The sequence below is a fragment of the Streptomyces sp. MspMP-M5 genome (assembly GCF_000373585.1).
In the GTDB taxonomy this organism is placed as follows: Bacteria; Actinomycetota; Actinomycetes; order Streptomycetales; family Streptomycetaceae; genus Streptomyces.
On record NZ_KB891884.1, the window covers coordinates 61,521 to 79,403 of the forward strand.

A 17,883-nucleotide genomic window follows, 5' to 3' on the forward strand; every position below is an offset into this window, starting at 1 on the left:
CGGTCTCCTGGGAGGGGTTACGAGGGGTCCTGGGAGCGGGTCGGCGCGGCGTCCTCCTGCGGGCCGCGCCGTGCGGGCTTCACCGCCGACCACTGGGTGACGGGCATGGCCTGCCGCCAGCCCGTGAAGCCGCCGACCGGCACCGCGTGGGCGACCGCGAGCCGCACCAACTCGCCGCCATGGCGCCGGTACCGCTCGGTCAGCAGCGCCTCCGACTCCAGCGTCACGGTGTTCGCGACGAGCCGGCCGCCCGGGGGCAGCGCGTCCCAGCAGGCGTCCAGCAGCCCGGGGGCGGTCAGGCCGCCGCCGATGAACACCGCGTCCGGCGTCGGCAGTCCGGCCAGCGCGGCGGGCGCGGCGCCGTGCACCACACGCAGCGCCGGCACGCCGAGCGCCCGCGCGTTGCGGCCGATCCGGGCCGCCCGCTCGGCGTCCCGTTCGACACTGACCGCCCGGCAACTGCGGTGCGCGCGCAGCCATTCGACGGCGATGGAGCCGGAGCCGCCGCCGATGTCCCAGAGGAGTTCGCCGGGCCCGGGGGCGAGCGCGGCCAGCGTGGCGGCCCTGACATGACGCTTGGTCAGCTGGCCGTCGTGCTCGTAGGCGTCGTCGGGGAGGCCGGGCACGACCGGCAGCCTCAGCGCGTCCGGCGCCCGGACGCAGTCCAGCGCGATCACGTTGAGCGGGTCGCCGGGCGGCACGTCCCAGCCCGCCGCGGTGCCCTCGGCGATCCGCTCGCGTGCGCCGCCGAGTTGTTCCAGTACCCGCATCCGGCTCGGCCCGAAGCCGCGGTCCCGCAGCAGCCCCGCCACCTCGGCGGGCGTCCCGGCGCCGGCCGACAGCACCAGCACCCGCCGCCTGTCGTACAGCGCCCGCACCAGGTTCTCCGCGGGCCGCCCGACGAGCGTGACGACCTCGGTGTCCTCAACGGCCCAGCCCAGCCGGGCGCAGGCGTACGCCACGGAGGACGGATGCGGTACCACCCGCAGCGGCCGCCGCACCGCGGCGTCCGCCGCCATCACCTCGGTCAGCGTCCGCCCGATCCCGTGGAACATCGGGTCCCCACTGGCCAGCACACACACCCGCCGTCCGGCGTGCGCGGCGAGCAGCCCGGGCACGGCCGGTCGCAGGGGCGAGGGCCACGGCACCCGTTCGCCCACGCACTCCGCGGGCAGCAGCGCCAACTGCCGTGCCCCGCCGATCAGCACCTCGGCCGCGCCCAGCTCCCGCCGCGCGGCCGGCGACAGCCCGTCCCAGCCGTCGGCCCCGATACCTACGACGGAGAGCGGAAGCGGGGGAGTCACGGCGGGCACCTCGGGGCGCGAAGGGACGAAACGGAGGTCGGAGCGTCCGGGGGACGGGTGCCGAACTCTACTGACCGGCCGTGCGGCCCCGGGTCCCGGGGAGGGCCGCGTGCCCCGGCACGTCCCGGTGCGCCCGCCCCGGCCCTCTTGCGCATGGTTTGCGCCTGGTTGCTATTACTGTCCGGGGCAGCCGCTGTACGGCGTGCACCACCCGGCCGAGCACATCGCCGCCGACACCCTGGGCGACACCGCCGGCGAGTGCCTCGACAAGGTCCCGCGGGACTTCGGACTGCCGTACCCCGGCGGTACGGCCATTGACCGGGCAGCGCGCGAGGGGGATCCGCGCGCTGCCCACTTTCCTCACCCGCTCACCACGGGCCGCCTGAGGACGTCGGGCACCCGGCCCTGTTCCACGTGAAACCCGTCGTTTCACGTGAAACGACGGGTGGGGCGCCCGACCGGCCCGACTGGCCCGGCCGATCCGGTCCGTACGCTTCGCACCCGCACCTCTCTGACCAGGCGCGATAGCCCGTTGGACGGTAATGACAACGGTCACCGGTGCAGCCTTTGGATCTTTTGCCGAAGTGCGGTTTGCTTCGCTGCGAGGAGCAAGGTGGAGCCGGAAAGGAGCGCGCCCATGACCGAGCACGCCCACAGTGGGCACAGCCATGCGCACAACCACACCCATGCCGTGTCCCCGGACGCCGACCGGCGCTGGCTGCGGGCCGCGCTCATCCTGCTCACCGCCTACATGGCGGTCGAGGTCGTCATCGGTGTCCTGGCCCAGTCGCTGGCGCTGATCTCGGACGCCGCCCATATGCTCACCGACGCGGTCTCGATCGTGCTGGCCCTGGTCGCGATGCGGCTGGCCGCGAAGCCCGCGCGGGGCGGCTACACCTACGGCCTCAAGCGCGCCGAGATCCTCTCCGCGCAGGCCAACGGCATCACGCTGCTGGTGCTCTCCGTCTGGCTGGCCTACGAGGCGGTGCAGCGACTGATCTCCCCGCCCGCGGTCACCGGCGGGCTGGTGGTGATCACCGCGCTGTCCGGTGTCGTGATCAATCTGATCTGCACCTGGTTCCTGTCGAAGGCGAACCGCTCCAGCCTGAACGTCGAGGGCGCCTACCAGCACATCCTCACCGATCTGTTCGGCTTCATCGCCACCGCGATCTCCGGCTTCATCGTGCTGACCACGGGCTTCGAGCGGGCCGACGCGATCGCCTCGCTCGTCGTCGTCGCGCTGATGCTGAAGGCCGGTACGGGGTTGGTGCGGGAGTCCGGGCGGATCTTCATGGAGGCCGCGCCCGCCGGGATCGACCCGGACGCACTGGGCGACCATCTCGTCGCCGCCGACCAGGTCGTCGAGGTGCACGACCTGCACATCTGGCAGATCACCTCGGGGCAGCCCGCGCTGTCCGCGCACATCCTGGTCGCGCCGGGCGGCGACTGCCACAAGGTCCGCCGCAACCTCCAGGAGCTGCTGCGCGGCGAGTACGGCATCACCCATGCCACCCTCCAGGTCGACCACCTCGGCGAACAGGACGAGGACGAGGTGCTGACGCTCGGCCCCGGTCCCGGTCCCGAACAGCCCTCCGGCGGCCACTGCGACGACTCCCACGGCCCCGTGCACCGGCCGGGCCCGCACCGCCACTGACCCGCCCGCCGCCGGGCCGCCGGTCACCCGTTGGAACCGGCCCCGCTCGCGCCCGGCCGCCGTACCGACTTGCCTGGAGCGTGGCAGCCATCGCCGCTTTCAGGAGGGACCGGGACGCATGTCAGCGAGTGCACCCGCACGCGCAGACGGCCGGCCGGCGCCGGCACGCTGCCCGCCCCGACGCAGGCGCCGCGGCCGCCCGCCGGCCGGTGCAGCACTGCTGGTACTCGGAACGCTGCTGCTGCCGCTGAGCCTCGTCACCGTCTGGGCCCGCACCGAACTCACCGACACCGACCGCTATGTGGCCGCCGTCGCCCCGCTCGCCCGGGACCCCGCCGTCCAGAAAGCCATCGTCGACGACGTCACCAACGGCGTGATGCCCCATGTCCGGCTCGACGGCCTGCTCAAGGCGGTCCCCCGCGCCGAACGACCCGCGCTGCGGCGGAAGTTCAGCCGTGGCATCCGCGAGTTCGTCGACAAACAGGTCCGTCAGGTCGTCACCGGCCGGACCTTCCCCACCGTCTGGACCGGGGTGCACCGCACCGCCCACCGGGCCCTGGACGGCACGCTGGCGGCATCCGGCGACGCCCCCGTCACCCTCGACCTCTCCCCTGTCATCGAGCAGGTCCGGCACCAGTTGTCCGGCAACGGGCTGGGCCTCGACATCGTCCGCAAGGTGCCGCCCACCGGCGTCTCGATCGTCCTGCTGAAGTCCCCCGAGGTGCCCCGGCTCCGGGCCGGCTTCCAGGCTGCGCGCCGCGGAGCGCTGCTGCTGCCGCCCGCCTCCGCGCTCTGCCTCCTGGGCGGCCTGCTGCTGAGCCGACGCCGGCGGCGGGCGCTGATCCGCACCGCGGCCGGCTGCGCGGTGGCCTGTGCCCTTCTGGCGGCGGCCCTGGCGTCGGTCCGCAGCCGGCTCCTGGACGCGCTGCCCGCCGCGGTCTCCCGTCCGGCCGCCGACGCCTACACGGCCGCCCTGACCGCCCCCTTGCGCTCCGGTGTGTGGACGGCGATCGGCGCCGCGGCCGCCACCGCCGCCCTCGCCGCGGCGGGTCCGCCGGCCGCGGACCGCCTGCGCCGCCGGTCGGCCGCGGACCGTCGGTACCGCGCCGTCGGCGGCCGGCCGCGCCGGTAGCGACTCGGAGCGGACCTGGCGGGCATGCCCCGCACAGCGGGCCGGCGGCCCATGGCAACGGCCCGCCCGGTGGCCGAGGCGGGCCGTGCTCAGATCGCCAGGACGGTCTTCCCCTGCGCCCGCCCGGTGCGGCTGGCCGCCAGCGCCTCCGGGGCCTCCTCCAGCGGGACTTCGAGGCCCACGAGGACGGTGAGGCGGCCCGCGTCGAGGTGCCCCGCGAGGATCTCCAGGAGCTGCGGGGAGGGGCGATTGACGAAGTTGAAGCCGCGCAGATTGTGCTCGGTGAGCACATCGGCATCGGCCGAGCCGATCAACGAGACCGCCACCCCGCCGTCCCGTACGGTCCGGGTCAGCTCGACGAACCCCTTGGCGTCGCTGGTCATGTCGATCAGCACGTCCACCCCGTCCGAGTGGGCGGACAGCACCTGGTCCGCGACCGGGCCCGCGGTGTGGTCGACGGTCTCCGCGGCGCCCAGCGTGCGCATCAACTCCGCCTTGGACGGGCGGGCGGTGGCGATCACCTCGGCGCCGCGGCCGGCCGCGAGCTGGGTGACGAAGGTGCCGACCCCGCCGGTCGCGCCGACGATCAGCACCCGCCGGCCCTCGCCGATCCGGGTCTCCTCCACCAGGTTGTACGCGGTCATCCCGGCCGTGGGCACGGCAGCTGAGGTCGCATAGGTGACGCTGCGGGCGGCCAGCGCGACGGCATCCTCCTTGGCCACGGCGAACTCGGCGTACGAACCACCGCCCCGCTCCGGGAGCTGGAACTGGCCGAACACCGGGTCGCCCACGGTGAACCGCCGGATGCCGCTGCCGACCGCGACCACTTCGCCCGCCCCGTCCGTGCCCAGAACCAGGGGAAAGGCTGCCTGGACGGCATCCCCGAACGCGCCGTCGGCGAGCTTCCAGTCCACGGGGTTGAGCCCGGCGGCGGCCAGCCGCACCAGGACCTCGCCGGGCCCCGGTTCAGGCTGCGGCAACTCCATGAGCTGCGGGTCTGCACCGAAGGCGTTGACTGCTACGGCTCTCATGTGGCGTTTCCTTCCACCCTTTCGAGGAGGCGGCCGGGTGGATCGTAAGCACGGCGGTCGGGCCCGGCGCGGCAGGACGGGAGGAGGTGCCCCGGAAGCAACTCGTACGGCCCCCGTCGCCGTTCACTTTCCCCACTCGATTGCCCGCATGACGGGACCGGTGCGGGGCCGCGGGATTCAATGGCGCAATGATCCGGTTCGAGTCGGTCACCAAGCGCTACCCCGACGGGACCACCGCCGTCGACGATCTGTCCTTCGAGGTCGACGAGGGTGAGCTGATCACCCTCGTCGGACCGTCCGGGTGCGGCAAGACGACGACCATGATGATGGTGAACCGGCTCATCGACCCCACCAGCGGCCGGATCCTCGTCGACGGCGCGGATGTCTCCGGTGTCGATCCGGTCCGGCTCCGCCGCCGGATCGGCTATGTCATCCAGCAGACCGGCCTCTTCCCTCACCGCACCGTCCTCGACAACACCGCGACCGTGCCGTTCCTGACCGGTTGGAAGAAGGCCAGGGCGCGCGAGCGGGCCGCCGAACTCCTGGACCTGGTCGGCCTGGACCCCGGCGTCTACGGTTCGCGCTATCCCGACCAGTTGTCCGGCGGGCAGCGCCAGCGGGTCGGGGTGGCCCGGGCGCTGGCGGCCGATCCACCGGTGCTGCTGATGGACGAGCCCTTCGGTGCCGTTGACCCGGTCGTCCGGGACCGCCTCCAGACGGAGTTCCTGCGGCTCCAGGCCACCATGCACAAGACGGTGCTGCTGGTCACCCACGACATCGAGGAGGCCATCCGGCTCGGCGACCGGATCGCGGTCTACGGTGCCGGCCGGATCGAGCAGTTCGACACCCCGGCGCGGGTGCTCGGCGCCCCCGCCACTCCCTATGTCGCCGAATTCGTCGGCGCAGACCGGGCGTTGAAGCAGCTCTCGGTCACCCCCATCGACCGCGAGGACCTGGAGCGTCCGCCGTTCGCCCGGCTCGCCGAGCCGGCCGCGGACGCGGTGTCCCGGCTGCGGGCCGAGGGCGCGCGCTGGGCGGTGGTGCTGGACGCCGACGGAGCGCTGCACGGCTGGGTGGGCACCGAGAGCCTGGCGGGCGCAGGGGGGACCGTTGCCGACCACGCCCGGCGGATGGAGGCGTGGATCCCGGCGGCCGGGACCCTCAAGGCGGCGTTCAGCGAGATGCTCAAGCACGACGCCGGCTGGATCGCGGTCCTGGACGGCCGGCGGTTTCTGGGCGTGCTGACCCCGACGGCTCTGCACGAGGCGCTGCGCCGCACCATCGCGCCGGAGCAGCGGGACGTGTCGCGGGGGCGGCCGGAGGTGGATTCGGTCCCGACGGAATGAGGCGGGACACAGGGCGCGGGCGTGGTGTTTCACGTGAAACGACGCCGAGGGAGCGGTGTTTCACGTGAAACGTCGCTCGGGCGTCGTCAGCTCTTCTTCAACAGCCCCTTGGACACGAGGTAGTTGTGGGCCACGTCCGAGGCGAGCCGGCGCCAGCTGTCGACCTGTTCGTTGAGGTGGGCCAGGTCTTCGGTGGTCAGTACGCGGTTGAGGCGGTCCAGTGCGGCGGCCGGGCGGGCGCCTCCGGCCCTGGCGCGGTTGACGACGGGGACGACGTAGTCGGCGTTCTGGAGTTTCCGGTCGTCGGCGAGGACCACCAGTCCGAACTGGTCGAGTGTGGCGTCCGTGCTGGTGGTCAGCACCATCTGGTCCTGGCCGTTCTGGACGGCCTGTTTCGCGGGCGTGGTGCCGACGCCCTTGGGGTCCACGGCGGTGACGTCGATGCCGTACGTCTTCCGCAGTCCCGGTGCGCAGAACGGCCGCTGGACGCACTCGTCGCCCGCCGCCAGCCGCACCGGGAGCCCGGCGCGGCCAAGGTCGCTGAGGGTGCGCAGCCGGTGTTCGGCGGCGTAGGAGGCGCGCACCGCGAAGGCGTTCTGGTCGACGGCCCGGCCCGCCGGGAGCACGGTCAGGCCGCGCGGGGCGGCGAGCCGGCGCAGTGCGGCCATGGTGGTGGTCAGGTCGGGGGAGGCGACTGGGGCGGCCTCGGGGCCGTGCTCCTTGGCGTTGAGCCAGTCCGCGAAGGTGGCGGCGAATTCCGGGACGACGTCGATCTGGCCGGCCTCCAGCGCGGGTTCGTACAGCTCGCGGTTGCCGACGGTGAGGACGCGGGTGCGGTAGCCGGCCCGGCGGAGCAGCGCCGCGTACATCTGGGCGAGCAGCTCGCTCTCGGTGAAGCCGGCCGAGCCGATGGCGAGGTCGCGGCTGTCGCCGGGCGAGGCGGTGACCGCACCGCGGTGCTCCAGCGAGGGCCCGCCGGTGCACGAGACGAGGCCGGTCAGCGCGGCCAGGACGGCAAGTGCGCCCGGTGCGCCACGGACCGCGCGCAGCGGAGCCGTGCGGCGCGCCCTCACCGGTGCCGCCCGCGCGCCCGGGCCGGCGCGAACCGCTGCACCAGCTCGAACACCGCCTCCATGAGCAGCGCGAACACCGCGACCACCACCGCACCGGCCACCACCTGCGGGGTGCTGGCGAGGTTGAAGCCGGCGGTGATGATGCGGCCGAGTCCGCCGCCGCCCACCAGCGCGGCCAGTGTGGCGGTGGCGACGAGCTGCACGGCGGCGATCCGCACCCCGGTCAGCACCAGCGGCAGAGCGAGCGGCGCCTCCACCCGCCACACCAGTTGCGTCCCGGTCATCCCCATGCCCCGGGCGGCCCGGACCACGTCCTGGTCCACCTCGCGCATGCCGACATAGGCGTTGGTCAGCAGCGGCGGCACGGCGAACAGCACCAGCGCGATGACCGTCGGCCACTGGCCGTTCCGCCCGATCGGGGTCAGCAGGAGCAGGACGAGGACCGCGAAGGTCGGCACCGCCCGGCCGACGTTGGCCAGGTTGACCGCGAGCGCGCCACCGCGGCCCAGGTGGCCCAGGGTGAGCGCGATCGGCAGGGCGATCAGGGCGCTGAGGACCAGGCAGGCGAAGGTGAGCGCGGCGTGCTGGGCGAGCCGGTGCCAGATGCCGTTCTCGCCGGACCAGTTGGCGGCGGTGGTCAGCCAGGCCCAGACCGCGGCGGGGGTGCTCATGTCCGCCGTCCGGAGGCGGCGAGCGGTCTGCTCCGGCGGGCCGGCCGCGGGCTCCGCCCCGCCCGCCGCCACGGGGTGAGCAGCCGTTCCACGCCGAGCAGCAGCAGGTCGAAGGCGACCGCGATGAGCACGCAGAGGACGGACGCGGTGAGCACCTGCGCCTTGAAGTAGGCGTTCATGCCCGCGTAGATGAGGTTGCCCAATCCGCCGTACCCGACGATCGCGCCGACGGTGGTCAGGGCGACCGCGGAGACCGTGGCGATGCGCAGACCGGCCATGGCGGCGGGCACCGCCAGCGGCAGTTCCACGGTCAGCAGTTGCCGCATCGGGCCGTAGCCCATGCCGCGGGCGGCCTCCTTGGCGCCGGCCGGGACGCCGTCCAGTCCGGCGAGGATGTTCCGGACCAGCAGGGTGAGGGAGTAGAGGGCGAGGCCGACCACGACGAGGGTGGCGGAGAGCCCGTAGACCGGCAGCAGCAGCGAGAACATCGCCAGCGACGGAATCGTGTAGACGACGGTGGTCAGGCCGAGCACCGGCCCGAGCGTCCAGCGCCGGCGGCGGGCCAGCAGGGCCAGCGGGAAGGCGATCACCAGCCCGAGCCCCACCGAGACCACCGTCAGCTGCACGTGCTGGCCGACCGCGTCGAGCAGGATCTGGCGGCGGGTGCTCAGGTAGTCGCCGCAGATCCAGTCGTTGTGGGCCAGGCAGTCGTCCGGCGGGGCGGTCACAGCAACAGTCCACCGCGGGCGCGGCGGGGTGTCGCGCCGGGCGCACCCGATCGGGCTGTCGCCGCCTCACGGGACCCCACCCTCTATACACACAGTGTGTACGTCATGTGTATAGTCTCTGGCGTCCGTTCGGCAGACGGTCGGCGCGCCGGTCATGAGCTGGTCCGCGTCCGCTGCGCCAGGCCCGGAATTCCGGCCGCGGACGCTCCCGGGCGGCACCCCGAGCGAAGGGGGCCGAGGAAGAACCGCCGAGAACGCCACAGCAGCCAGCCAGCCACAGCGAACAGGAAAGACCTCAGATGCCGAAGCAGATATCCGCGGCCCGCCGCTCATCCATAGCCGGGCTGCTCACGGCCGCGTCCCTGGCCCTGGCGCTCAGCGGCTGCGCCTCGTACGACGTCACCGCTCCGGCCGACGCACGGGCCGACGCACCGGCGGCCGACGTCAAGGCCAAGGACGCCAAGGCCGGCGAGGCGGGCAGCGGTGCCGTCGACTGCCGCAAGGCCAAGTGCGTGGCGCTGACCTTCGACGCGGGCCCGAGCGAGAACACCAACCGGCTGCTGGACATCCTCAAGGAGAACAAGGCCCATGCCACGTTCTTCATGCTCGGCAAGAACCACATCGCCGAGCGCCCCGCCGAGGTGAAGCGGATCGACGCCGAGGGCCATGAGCTGGCCAACCACACCTGGTCCCACCAGATCCTCACGGACATCAAGCCGGACGAGGTCAAGCGCGAGCTGTCCCGCGTCCAGGACGAGGTCCACAGGATCACCGGCAAGACGCCCACCCTGATGCGGCCGCCGCAGGGCAGGACCGACCGCGAGGTCTCCCGGATCAGCAAGGAGCTCGGCCTGGCCCAGGTCCTGTGGAGCGTGACCGCCAAGGACTACGAGACCACCGACTCGGCCCTGATCACCAAGCGGGTGCTCGACCAGACCGAGCGCGACGGCGTCATCCTGCTGCACGACATCTACAAGGGCACCGTGCCGGCCGTCCCCGGCATCCTCAAGGAGCTCAAGAAGCGCGGCTACACGGTCGTCACCGTGTCCCAGCTGCTCTCCCCGGCGAAGCCGGAGCCGGGGATGGTCTACCGGCCGTGAGCCGGACCGTCGGGCGCGGGCGAAGCCGGCCGGCGACCGGAACGGCGTCGTCACCCGGGGAAGCGGTCGTACGGGGAAGGGGGCACCGGATCGGTCCGGTGCCCCCTTCCCCGTGCTTCCACCCTTACGGCGCGCGTCTCAGCCCTGAGGGCGCTCGGCCTCCACCCGCTTGTGGGACCGCTCGTCGGCGGGCGCCTGACCCTTGGACGCGCCCTTCGTCGGACCCGGCGCCGGCTTGTTCGGCTCGGTGTCCTGCGGGAAGGTCAGCTGCTGGCTCTGCCACTCCAGGGCCGGTACGACCTCCCGCCGCCAGGTCCCGAACTGGTGGCTGCCGCGGGGCAGGATGATCGAGTCGACCCGCATCGGCGACTTCGCCGCGTGGAGGAACTTCATGGTGTCGCCGTAGTCCGACTCGCCCTGGCGGCTGCTGGCCACCAGCGCGGAGATCTGCGGCGCGGGCAGGTTCTCCATCCGCCACAGCAGATCGTGCTCGCGCTGACGCTGGGCACCGGCCGGACCGGGGCCGAAGAGGCTGCCGGTGGTGAGGTCGTCCTTGATCGAGTAGTCGCCGGAGAGGGAGACCGCCGAGGTGTACGCATTCGGGTTGCGCATCGCCAGCTGGAGTGAGCAGGTGCCGCCGGACGAGTATCCGAACGCGCCCCAGGCGCTGGGGTCATGGCCCACCCGGTAGGCCGACTTCATGGCGTCCGGCAGGTCCTTGGTGAAGAACGTCTCGGCCTGCGGGCCGCCCGGCACGTCCACACACTCGGTGTCGCGCGGCGGCGCGATCGTCGGCCGCACCATCACGATCACGGTCGGCTGCATCTTGCCCTGCGAGATCAACCGGCCCGCGTTCTGCGGGATCTGGAGATGCTGCGCGAGGTTCATGATGCCGCCCGGGTAGCCGCTGATGACGACCATGACGGGGAACCGCTGCCGGTGGAACTGCTGCTGGAAGTACTGCGGTGGCAGATACACGAAGCCCGGGTTGATGGCCCGGGTACGGCGGCCGATGATCCGTACGGACTCGACCTTGCCCACCTTGTCGGCCGGGCCCTTCGGCAGTCCGGTCACCCGGTCGAGCCCCTGGGGGCCGGCGGGCTGGATCAGTCCGCCCTTGATGTTGCCGACCGTGGCGTACTGCCCGTCACCCTGGCTCACCGACGCCGGGGCCTGGTCGTTGTTGCCCAGCAATTCGTCCCAGTTGCCGTAGAACTCGAAGTTCGCGTTCACGGCGAGTGCCAGCGCGGACACGATCGACACCTGGGTGACCAGGATGGCCACCAACCTCCCCAGCACGTGGCGCCACCCGTTGCGCGCCAGCCGGGGCCAGAGCCAGACCGTCGCGGCAACGCAGACCACCGCCAGCACGATCACCGTGATTTCGAGCGACTGACTGGTCAGCCCCATGCGCCCACATCTCCCGTCACCCTCGAAAGGGTTCTTGCCTTCTCACCGGCCGCCCCCCGAGGCACAACGGGCGGCTCAGGACAATGGTCACCGGAGAAGACGGGCGCATCCGTGAATCGGATACCTGCGCGACTTACTTCTTACCGAGCTCTTGCCTGTTCGTTTCCCCCACGTGATGCACGCGGGAGGGGCCGGAGGGTCCGTCACAACCGACGGAACCACGCGGATGTTTCACGTGAAACGAAGCGCCGATGAACAACTGGCGACAAGACGTCCTCATCAGCCCGGGGGTTGGCCTCGACGACACTGCCGCCACCCTGCACACCGATCCGAACTTGCCTCGGTGTCTCATCAGTTGACATTGAAGAGACTCAGGACCGCATCCCTGGAGCGACATCCCCGACAATTTCGCTATCCGTCACTTTGGGCACCCCATACGCAACTTCCCCACCCGGTATGGGGCCAAGCCCCGCCATACAAACGGTCACACCGCCCTCTTTTCCGGCGATCAATCGGGCTTTTCCGTAAAGACCGCGCGCACCATTTCCGCCGACCGGCCGTCCCTTTCCGGTCCGGCGACGCGCCACCCGAAACCAGATCCCCGCTCAACATCCCCGTATGGCCCACCATGCGAGGCGCGGGTTCCCACGATCAAGCCGGTGCCGACCGCTACTCTTACGTATCCGTCCTGGTCAGGGACATGTCCGCGCTTCACGGACATTCGCCGCACCCACCACACGCAAGAGAGGTCAGCCGATGGGCATTCGGAGTCTGCTGCGCAACGCTTTCGGTCGCTCCAAGGCGGCCCGGAAGAGCGCCGACAAGCCGGAATCGGCAACCATCCCGGAGGCTCGCGAGGAAGCCACCCCGGCACCGGCCACCGCGGCCCCCGAAGCCGAGGTCCCGGCCGCCCGCACGGCACCCGCCGAGCACGCCGAACCGACGCCCGTGCCGGCTCCGGCCACGGCTTCGGTGCCCGCACAGGGCGGCCCGGTTGAGCGCTCACCGGAGCCCACGGCGAAGGAGGAGGCGCCCGCACGGGCCGAGACCCCGGTACGGGACGAGACCGCGCCCGCCCCTGAGGCGACGAACCCGACGACCGACACCGACGTGGCCCGCCCCGAGGACGCCGACGAGAGCGCCGGCACGAAGGCCGCCGACGAGGGCCCGGAGACCGCGAAGGACCAGGGCACGGCGGCCCACGAGGAAACGCGCAAGGAAGAGAAGGACGAGAAGGACGAGGCGGCCGCCTCCGAGGGGCTCGACGGCCGGCCCGCGGCCAAGGACGAGACCGCGTCGGAGCCCGAAGCCGAAGTCGAGGCCCCTGCCGGCACCGAACCGGCGACCTCCTCCTGCGCCGCCGACCTGGTCAGCCAGGCATTCGACAACCCCGTCCCCAACACGGCAGAAGTCGCCGGCTCCGACGACGAGGCAGCGCCCGCACCGGCCCCCGAACCGGCTCCGGTCGCCGAGGCCGCGGAGGCCGCCGAGACCGCCGAGACCGCCGAGACCGCCGAGACGAGCGAGGCCCCCGCTCCCCGCGCGACCAACCCGGTCGCAGCCACCGCCCCGGCCCTTCTCCCCCTCTACGACGCCGCACGGGCCACGCTGGAGAAGCACCAGCTCACCGACCAGCGCGCCACCGTCTACCTCGTTCTCGACCGCTCCGGCTCGATGCGCAACTACTACAAGGACGGCACGGTCCAGCACCTCGCCGAGCAGGCCCTGGCCCTCTCCGCTCACCTCGACGACAAGGCCACCGTCCCGGTCGTGTTCTTCTCCACCGATGTGGACGGCACCGCCGACCTGGACCTCGCCAACCATGAGGGCCGCATCGAGGAGCTGCACTCCGGCCTCGGTCACATGGGCCGCACCAACTACCACTGGGCCATCGAGGCCGTCGTCAAGCACTACAAGGCGTCGGGCTCCGCCCACCCCGCCTTCGTCATCTTCCAGACCGACGGCGCGCCGACCTCCAAGCCGGCCGCAGAGCGGGCCCTGTGCGAGGCGGCCGACCTGCCGATCTTCTGGCAGTTCATCGGCTTCGGCGACCCCGACGCCAAGGGCTTCGACTTCCTCCGCAAGCTCGACGACCTGACCGTCCCGGAGAAGCGCGCCGTCGACAACGCCGGCTTCTTCCACGCCGGTCGCGACCCCCGCGGCCTCTCCCACGACGAGCTCTACCAGCAGCTGATGGTCGAGTTCCCCGAGTGGCTGGCCGAGGCCCGCGCCGCCAAGGTCCTCAAGGACAGCTGAGCCACTTCGCCTCGTACCCCAAGGCCGCGGCCGGACCGATCGAGTCCGGCCGCGGCCTGCTTTTCTGCGCGCCTCCCGGCAGGGACGGTTTCACGTGAAACAGAGCGGAAGCACAGGCCAGGCGCGCGGCGAGGGACGAGAAGGGCGCAGGGCACGTTTCACGTGAAACAGAGCGGGCGAGCCGCCGCCCGCAGGCCGCCCCGGGGCCCGAAAATACTCGGGCGGGGCGACCTACCCTGTCCAGTACGATATTGACGTTGCGTAAAGCAAATCATCACTCACCGTAGCGACTTGGGAGCAGCCGGCAATGGCTCGACACCTCATCACCAGCGCCCTTCCGTACATCAACGGGATCAAGCACCTGGGCAACATGGTGGGGTCCATGCTCCCGGCCGATGTCTACGCCCGGTACCTGCGGCAGCGCGGTCACGACGTCCTCTACATCTGCGCGACCGACGAGCACGGCACGCCCGCCGAGCTGGCGGCGAAGGACGCGGGCCAGTCCGTCGCCACGTTCTGCGCCGAACAGCACGACAAGCAGAAGGCGATCTACGACGGCTTCGGTTTGCAGTTCGACCACTTCGGCCGGAGCTCGTCGCGGGAGAACGTCGAGCTGACCCAGCACTTCGCGCGCAAGCTGCACGAGAACGGCTTCATCGAAGAGCGCGCCGTCCGCCAGGTCTACTCCAACGCCGACGGCCGCTTCCTGCCCGACCGCTACATCGTCGGCACCTGCCCGCACTGCGGCTACGACAAGGCCCGCGGCGACCAGTGCGAGAACTGCACCCGCGTCCTGGACCCGACGGACCTGATCGACGCCCGCTCGGCGATCAGCGGCAGTGGTGATCTGGAGGTGCGCGAGACCAAGCACCTCTTCCTGCTCCAGGCGAAGCTCCAGCACGAGGTCGAGGGCTGGCTGGAGGGCAACGGCAGCAAGGAGTGGCCGACCCTGGCGTCGTCCATCGCCCACAAGTGGCTGACCGAGGGCCTCCAGGACCGGGCGATCACCCGCGACCTGGACTGGGGCGTGCCGGTGCCGGCCGATGTGTGGCCGGAGCTGGCCGCCGAGGGCAAGGTCTTCTATGTGTGGTTCGACGCCCCGATCGAGTACATCGGCTCGACGAAGGAGTGGGCGGACCAGGCGCCGGAGGAGCGCGACTGGAAGTCCTGGTGGTACGAGGCCGACGACGTCCGCTACACGGAGTTCATGGCCAAGGACAACGTGCCTTTCCACAGCGTGATGTTCCCGGCGACCCAGCTGGGCACCCGCGAGCCGTGGAAGAAGGTCGACTTCCTCAAGGCGTTCAACTGGCTCAACTACTACGGCGGGAAGTTCTCCACGTCGCAGCAGCGCGGCATCTTCACCGATGCGGCACTGGAGCTGCTGCCGGCCGACTACTGGCGCTACTTCCTGATGGCGCACGCCCCGGAGTCCGACGACACCTCCTTCACCTGGGAGCTGTTCTCGTCCTCGGTCAACAAGGACCTGGCCGACACCCTCGGCAACTTCGTCAACCGGGTGCTCTCGTTCTCGCGGAAGCGGTTCGGCGACGAGGTGCCGGCCGGCGCCGAGGCCGGGGCCGCCGAGCAGAAGCTGGGCGAGGAGATCGCCGGGCTGCTCGCGGAGTACGAGGGCCACATGGAGGCGCTGCAGTTCCGCAAGGCGGCGGCCTCGCTGCGCGCCCTGTGGAGCGCGGGCAACTCCTACCTGGAGGAGAAGGCCCCCTGGCTGGAGATCAAGACGGACAAGGACGCGGCGGCGCTGACGCTGCGGACCGCGATGAACCTCATCCACCTCTACGCGGTGGTCTCCGAGCCGTTCATCCCGGCGTCGGCGAAGGCCATGCGGGGCGCGTTCGCGCTGGAAGGCGACACCGCCGCGTGGGTCTCGCAGGAGGAGGCCAGGGCGCTGGCGTCCGTGCCCGCCGGGACGCCGTTCACGGTGCCGCCGGTGCTCTTCGCCAAGATCACCGAGGACGACCTGGCGGCGTACCGCGAGCGGTTCGGCGGCGACGAGGGCTGAGGCCCGCCGCGCACACCTGAAAACCGCACGAGGGCGCCCCTGGACCGGTCGGTCCGGGGGCGCCCTCGTCGTGGGACCGGTGGGCGAAGTCCCCCAAGGCCCTTGAGGGCCGAGGAGGTGCCCCAGCGCAGAATGCGCGAGGGCCCGGGACCGCGCCTGCGATCCCGGGCCCTGCCTGCCGTGCTACTTGGTCGGCTTGTACGGCGTCGGCTTCGCCGGGCCGGTGCGGATGCTCAGGTGCAGTTCCTTCAGGCGGGCCTCGTCGACCTCGGACGGGGCGCCCATCAGCAGGTCCTGGGCGTTGCCGTTGAGCGGGAAGGCGATGGTCTCGCGGATGTTGGGCTCGTCGGCCAGCAGCATCACGATCCGGTCGACGCCCGGGGCGATGCCGCCGTGCGGCGGGGCGCCGAACTTGAAGGCGCGGAGCATGCCGCCGAACTCGGCCTCGACGGTCTCCTTGTCGTAACCGGCGATCTCGAACGCCTTGTACATGACGTCCGGCTCGTGGTTCCGGATGGCGCCGGAGGACAGCTCGGTGCCGTTGCAGACGATGTCGTACTGCCAGGCGAGGATGTCCAGCGGGTCCTTGGTCTGCAGCGCTTCCAGGCCGCCCTGCGGCATGGAGAACGGGTTGTGGGAGAACTCGATCTTGCCGGTGTCCGCGTCGCGCTCGAACATCGGGAAGTCGACGATCCAGCAGAAGCGGAACTCGTTCTCGACGAAGTGGCCGGCGCGCTTGGCGGCCTCGACGCGCACCGCGCCCATGATCTTGGAGACCTCGTCGAAGTCGCCGGCGCCGAAGAAGACGGCGTGACCGGGCTTCAGGTCGAGGGCCGCGACCAGCGCCTTGACGTCATCGTCGGTGAGGAACTTGGCGATCGGGCCGGCGAGCGCGTTCTCCTCGCCGACGCGGACCCAGGCCAGGCCCTTGGCACCCTGGGCGACGGCGAACTCGCCCAGCTGGTCGAAGAACTTCCGCGGCTGGTCGGCGGTGTCCGGCACGGCCAGCGCGCGGACGTGCTTGCCGGCGAACGCCTTGAAGCCGGACTGCGCGAAGACGTCGGAGACATCGACCAGTTCCAGCTCGGCGCGCAGGTCCGGCTTGTCGGAGCCGTACTTGAGCATCGCCTCGCGGAACGGGATGCGCGGGAAGGGGGAGGTGACCGTGCGGCCGTCGCCGAACTCGGTGAAGAGCTCGGTCATCAGCTTCTCGACGGGCCGGAAGACGTCCTCCTGCTCGACGAAGCTCATCTCGATGTCGAGCTGGTAGAACTCGCCCGGCGAGCGGTCCGCGCGGGCGTCCTCGTCACGGAAGCAGGGCGCGATCTGGAAGTAGCGGTCGAAGCCGGCGATCATCAGCAGCTGCTTGAACTGCTGCGGGGCCTGCGGCAGCGCGTAGAACCTGCCGGCGTGCAGACGGGACGGGACCAGGAAGTCGCGGGCGCCCTCGGGGGAGGTCGCGGACAGGATCGGGGTCGCCATCTCGTTGAAGCCGAGGGCCACCATCTTGTGCCGGATCGCGGAGATCACGGCCGTGCGCAGCATGATGTTGCGGTGCATGCGCTCGCGGCGCAGGTCGAGGAAGCGGTACTCCAGGCGCTTCTCCTCGTTGACGCCGTCCTCGGCGTTGATGGTGAACGGGATCTGCTCGGCGGCACCGAGGACCTCGACCTCGGTGACCTCGATCTCGATCTCGCCGGTCGGCAGGTCGGGGTTGACGTTGTCCGCGCCGCGGGCGCTGACCTTGCCGTCGACGCGGACGACGGTCTCCTTGGTCAGCGAGCCGAGGACCTCGTTGGCCGGCGTGCCGGGACGGGCGACGAGCTGCACGAGGCCGTAGTGGTCGCGCAGATCGATGAAGAGGATGCCGCCCAGGTCACGTCGATTGTGCAGCCAGCCGCTGAGACGGACGTCGGTGTCGACGTCCGCGGCTCGGAGCTCGCCGCAGTTATGGGACCGGTACCGATGCATCGCTCATCCAAGTCGTCGCGAGTCGAGGTGGGGAGCTGACGGGCGGGAAAGGGAGATAGCAGGCTCGCGCGCCCGATCGATCGCCTTGTGGCTCACCCGAAAGGCCACCCCAGGAGTGGCATAACCGCTCCAGGTTACCGCCCGGGCCCGACGAGCTGGTTGACATATACCCATCAGCGTCGCC

General features: G+C 71.4%; 13 protein-coding genes and 1 pseudogene. 7 read left to right on the forward strand and 7 right to left on the reverse strand.

Going from position 1 to position 17,883, the window contains the following annotated elements; all coding sequences use genetic code 11:
* Window positions 1–17: 17 nt before the first annotated feature.
* The gene (locus B073_RS0112685) at window positions 18–1,304 is read right to left on the reverse strand and encodes a bifunctional cobalt-precorrin-7 (C(5))-methyltransferase/cobalt-precorrin-6B (C(15))-methyltransferase (RefSeq protein WP_018538472.1); all 1,287 of its coding nucleotides are present in this window, start codon (window positions 1,302–1,304) and stop codon (window positions 18–20) included.
* Window positions 1,305–1,464: 160 nt separating this feature from the next.
* On the opposite strand from B073_RS0112685, the pseudogene B073_RS0112690 reads away from it, so the two are divergent.
* The 3 genes and pseudogenes from B073_RS0112690 to B073_RS39920 form a co-directional block, all read left to right on the forward strand.
* A pseudogene (locus B073_RS0112690) lies at window positions 1,465–1,683 on the forward strand (tRNA (adenosine(37)-N6)-threonylcarbamoyltransferase complex transferase subunit TsaD); the annotation flags it as partial.
* A 258-nt stretch (window positions 1,684–1,941) separates the two neighbouring features.
* The gene (locus B073_RS0112695; RefSeq protein ID WP_018538474.1) at window positions 1,942–2,958 is read left to right on the forward strand and encodes a cation diffusion facilitator family transporter; all 1,017 of its coding nucleotides are present in this window, start codon (window positions 1,942–1,944) and stop codon (window positions 2,956–2,958) included.
* Between the two features lie 118 nt (window positions 2,959–3,076).
* Window positions 3,077–4,090, forward strand: coding sequence for a hypothetical protein (locus B073_RS39920; RefSeq protein ID WP_018538475.1), 1,014 nt, complete (start codon window positions 3,077–3,079; stop codon window positions 4,088–4,090).
* An 89-nt stretch (window positions 4,091–4,179) separates the two neighbouring features.
* On the opposite strand, the gene B073_RS0112705 is transcribed toward B073_RS39920, so the two are convergent.
* Entirely contained in the window at window positions 4,180–5,121 is a 942-nt protein-coding gene (locus B073_RS0112705) for an NADP-dependent oxidoreductase (protein WP_018538476.1), read from the reverse strand.
* Between the two features lie 188 nt (window positions 5,122–5,309).
* Here B073_RS0112705 and B073_RS0112710 point away from each other — a divergent pair, with 188 nt between their 5' ends.
* Window positions 5,310–6,467, forward strand: a complete 1,158-nt coding sequence (locus tag B073_RS0112710; RefSeq protein WP_018538477.1) for an ABC transporter ATP-binding protein — start codon at window positions 5,310–5,312, stop codon at window positions 6,465–6,467.
* An 86-nt stretch (window positions 6,468–6,553) separates the two neighbouring features.
* On the opposite strand, the gene B073_RS0112715 is transcribed toward B073_RS0112710, so the two are convergent.
* Genes B073_RS0112715 through B073_RS0112725 form a run of 3 tightly spaced genes read right to left on the reverse strand, consistent with a single transcriptional unit; the run spans window position 6,554 to window position 8,939 of the window.
* Window positions 6,554–7,540, reverse strand: a complete 987-nt coding sequence (locus tag B073_RS0112715) for a glycine betaine ABC transporter substrate-binding protein (protein WP_018538478.1) — start codon at window positions 7,538–7,540, stop codon at window positions 6,554–6,556.
* Window positions 7,537–8,211 (reverse strand): ABC transporter permease, encoded by a 675-nt coding sequence (locus tag B073_RS0112720; RefSeq protein WP_026247316.1) that lies wholly within the window; start codon window positions 8,209–8,211, stop codon window positions 7,537–7,539. The genes B073_RS0112715 and B073_RS0112720 overlap by 4 nt, the downstream gene beginning before the upstream one ends.
* Window positions 8,208–8,939, reverse strand: a complete 732-nt coding sequence (locus tag B073_RS0112725; protein WP_018538480.1) for an ABC transporter permease — start codon at window positions 8,937–8,939, stop codon at window positions 8,208–8,210. Before B073_RS0112725 ends, B073_RS0112720 begins: the two co-directional genes overlap by 4 nt.
* 299 nt (window positions 8,940–9,238) lie before the next feature.
* Between B073_RS0112725 and B073_RS0112730 the strand changes: the two genes are divergently transcribed.
* The gene (locus B073_RS0112730) at window positions 9,239–10,039 is read left to right on the forward strand and encodes a polysaccharide deacetylase family protein (protein ID WP_018538481.1); all 801 of its coding nucleotides are present in this window, start codon (window positions 9,239–9,241) and stop codon (window positions 10,037–10,039) included.
* Window positions 10,040–10,177: 138 nt separating this feature from the next.
* Here the strand turns inward: B073_RS0112730 and B073_RS0112735 are convergent, their stop codons facing one another.
* A complete protein-coding gene (locus B073_RS0112735) occupies window positions 10,178–11,449 on the reverse strand; it encodes an alpha/beta hydrolase (protein ID WP_018538482.1) in 1,272 nt (423 codons plus the stop codon).
* A 756-nt stretch (window positions 11,450–12,205) separates the two neighbouring features.
* On the opposite strand from B073_RS0112735, the gene B073_RS0112740 reads away from it, so the two are divergent.
* Both B073_RS0112740 and metG read left to right on the forward strand, forming a co-directional pair.
* On the forward strand, window positions 12,206–13,705 hold the full coding sequence (locus tag B073_RS0112740) for a vWA domain-containing protein (protein ID WP_018538483.1): 1,500 nt from the start codon (window positions 12,206–12,208) through the stop codon (window positions 13,703–13,705).
* 307 nt (window positions 13,706–14,012) lie between these two features.
* On the forward strand, window positions 14,013–15,728 hold the full coding sequence (gene metG, locus B073_RS0112745; protein ID WP_018538484.1) for a methionine--tRNA ligase: 1,716 nt from the start codon (window positions 14,013–14,015) through the stop codon (window positions 15,726–15,728).
* Between the two features lie 183 nt (window positions 15,729–15,911).
* Here metG and aspS read toward each other — a convergent pair whose 3' ends face one another.
* Window positions 15,912–17,699, reverse strand: a complete 1,788-nt coding sequence (gene aspS, locus B073_RS0112750) for an aspartate--tRNA ligase (protein ID WP_018538485.1) — start codon at window positions 17,697–17,699, stop codon at window positions 15,912–15,914.
* Between the last annotated feature and the right edge of the window lie 184 nt (window positions 17,700–17,883).